General features: G+C 65.1%; 2 protein-coding genes and 1 pseudogene. All 3 read left to right on the top strand.

Going from position 1 to position 3,048, the window contains the following annotated elements; genetic code table 11:
• Positions 1 to 304: pseudogene (locus DBR22_RS17410) on the top strand (o-succinylbenzoate synthase); the annotation flags it as partial.
• 169 nt (positions 305 to 473) lie between these two features.
• Entirely contained in the window at positions 474 to 2,546 is a 2,073-nt protein-coding gene (locus DBR22_RS17405; protein ID WP_108600058.1) for a PhoX family protein, read from the top strand.
• Positions 2,547 to 2,763: 217 nt separating this feature from the next.
• A partial coding sequence (locus tag DBR22_RS17400) for a thiamine pyrophosphate-binding protein (RefSeq protein WP_258229267.1) occupies positions 2,764 to 3,048 on the top strand: 285 nt, incomplete at its 3' end.

The following is a 3,048-nucleotide window of genomic DNA, read 5'->3' as shown; positions in this document are numbered from 1 at the left end:
CCCCGCCGTCGTGAGTTCCGCGCTGGACACCTCGGTGGGCATCCGCGCGGGCCTCGCTCTGGCGGCAGCCCTGCCGGAACTGCCGTATGCGTGCGGGCTGGGGACGGTTTCGCTGTTCACCTCGGACATCACCCTGGACCCGCTGGTGGCCGACGACGGCGCCATCCGCCTCCGCGACGTCGCCGCCGACGCCGGGCTGCTGGAGCAGTTCGCCGCACCCGCGGACCGCCGGGAATGGTGGCTGGACCGCCTCCGCCGCGTCCACGCCCTCCTCACCCCCACCCCGAAACGCTCTCTCACTTAATGCAGGTTTTTTACGGACGCTCTCTCACCTAACGCGGCTTTCCGGCGGATCCTCTCTCATATCCCTGCAGGTCACCGGCGATTAACCGGGATTTCATCTTGCTGACGGCTTGACGTCGGAACGGGCTGACAGGGTGAGCGGGACCCGATCGCAACAATGGAGGCAACCCTTGTCTGAAACGACAGCCCGCAAATTTTCCCTGCTCCCCATGCTTGGCCACACGAAGGGCAAGCGCAGCCCCGTCACCTGTGCCCTGAAGTGTGACAATGCCTGCTCCGGCGACGTCTGCAACACCAGCTCCAACAGCTACTTCCGCGATATCGCATCCGCCACCATGTCCCGCCGCGCCGCCTTGGGTTTCGGTGCCGCAGGTGCCCTCGCCGTCGTACTCGGCAGTGCCATCACGTCCGCGGAACCGGCTGTTGCCGGTGGTCCCGGCCTGGCACCCGCAGCGAAAGAGGGCTTCGGCGCCTCGAAGCTGAAGTTCACGCCCATCGCTCCGGTGGATGCCGCCGTCGACGCCGTCACTGTTCCCGAAGGCTTCATCTGGCAGCCCGTGATCCGCTGGGGCGATCCCATCTTCAACGGCACCCCGGACTTCGATCTGAACAACCAGACAGCCGCCGCCCAGGAAAAGCAGTTCGGCTACAACAACGACTACACGGACATTCTCGAGATCCCGGACACCAAGGGCCGCCGCGCCGTGCTGTTCGCGAACCACGAATACACCAACGAGAACATTATGTTCCCGGCAACCATGCCCGCCGCGCAGATGCGGGCCGTAGGCCAGGCCGCGCACGGCCTCTCCGTCGTCGAGCTGGAGCGCAAAAACAAAAACAAGCCGTGGACCTACGTCAAGGGCGCGCCGCTCAACCGCCGCTACCTTAACCACACCACTTACGAACTGACCGGCCCGGCTGCCGGTTCCGATCTGGTCAAGACCAAGGACGACGGGGAAGGCCGCTGGATCAAGGGCACCCTGGGCAACTGCGCCGGCGGCACCACCCCGTGGGGCACCATTCTCTCGGGTGAGGAAAACTTCAACGGCTACTTCCGCTCGCCGGGTGCGTCCGCTTATGACAAGCGCTACGGCCTCACCGACAAGGCCACTGCCCGGCAGTGGGAACTTGATGAGGACCGTTTCGACACCCGCAAGGCCGGTTACGAGAACGAGGCCAACCGCTTCGGCTACATCGTCGAAGTTGACCCGTTCGACCCCACATCCACCCCGAAGAAGCACTCCTCGCTGGGCCGCTTCAAGCACGAGGGCGCCAACGTCATCATCGCCGAAACCGGGCATGTGGTGGCATACTCAGGCGACGATGAGCGGTTCGACTACCTCTACAAGTTCGTGTCCAAGGACAAGTACATCGAGGGCAACCGCAAGCACAACATGACCCTGCTCTCCGCGGGCAACCTCTATGTTGCCAAGTTCAAGGGCAACTCGGCCGATTTCAAGGCAGGCGAACTTCCCTCCGACGGCTCATTCGACGGCACCGGCGAATGGTTGCCCCTCGTGGTGGACGGCAAGCCCATGGTCGACGGAATGAGCGTCGAACAGATCCTGGTTTACACCCGCGTGGCCGCTGACAAGGTGGGCCCAACCAAGATGGACCGTGCCGAGGACGTTGAGCCCAGCCTGCACACGGGCAAGGTCTACGTGGCCTGCACCAACAACTCCAACCGCGGCGTCGGCTCGAACGCTGTGGCCGATGAGGTCAATCCGCGCACCGAGAACCGCGACGGCCACATCGTCGAGATCACCGAGACCGGCGGCCAGGCTTCCACCACGTTCACCTGGAACCTGCTCATGGTGTGCGGCGATCCCGCCACGGACAAGTTCACCTACTTCTCCGGTTTCCCGGCGGACAAGGTCTCTCCGATCTCATGCCCGGACAACCTCGCGTTCGACTCCGCGGGCAACCTCTGGATCTCCACCGACGGCGCCCCCGCCGGCATCGGCAAGGCCGACGGTCTGTTCAAGGTCACGCTGGACGGCGCGGAGCGCGGCAAGGTGGAGCAGTTCCTTGCTGTCCCTGCGGAAGGCGAGACCTGCGGCCCGATCATCCACGATGAAGAGCGCACTGTCTTCGTCGCCGTGCAGCACCCGGGTGAAGACGGTTCCTTCGAGAAGCAGAACTCCTTCTTCCCGGATTACGTCAAAGAAGGCGCGACGCCGGCACGCGGCCAGGCCCGCGCGCCCCGCCCGTCCGTGATCCAGGTGTTCCGCACGGACGCTTAGTCCGCCGCTGCCCCTGCGGACGCTCTATCACTTGCTGCAGGTATTCAACCAACGCTCTCGCACCTTCCCAGCCACCGGGCGCGGAAGGTGCGAGAGCGTTTGGTTTTAAGCGACGGAAGGTGCCAAAGTGTTTGGTTTTAAGCGACGGGAAGTGACAGAGCGTCTGGGTTAAAGCGACGGGAACTGCCAGAGGGTCGCGGGGTGGCAGACTGGACCGGTGACTTCCCTGAACTCCCTCGCGGCGGCGAGGCTCGCCGTCGACGCACTGACCGACGGCGGCATCCAGTACGTGGTGGTCTCGCCCGGCTCGCGCTCAGCCCCCATGGCCTACGCCCTGGCCGAAGCGGAAGCTGCCGGCCGGGTGGAACTCCTGGTCCGGATCGACGAGCGGTCCGCGGGCTTCACCGCACTGGGCCTTGCCCTCGCCACCGGTGCCCCGGCGGCCGTCCTCACGACGTCCGGCACCGCCGTCGGAAATCTCATGCCGGCGGTGATGGAGGCG

It is taken from the genome of Arthrobacter sp. HMWF013, from assembly GCF_003061105.1.
Classification (GTDB): domain Bacteria; phylum Actinomycetota; class Actinomycetes; order Actinomycetales; family Micrococcaceae; genus Arthrobacter.
The sequence above is the reverse complement of the archived record's forward strand: the minus strand, read 5'-3'. Positions and strand labels throughout refer to the sequence as shown.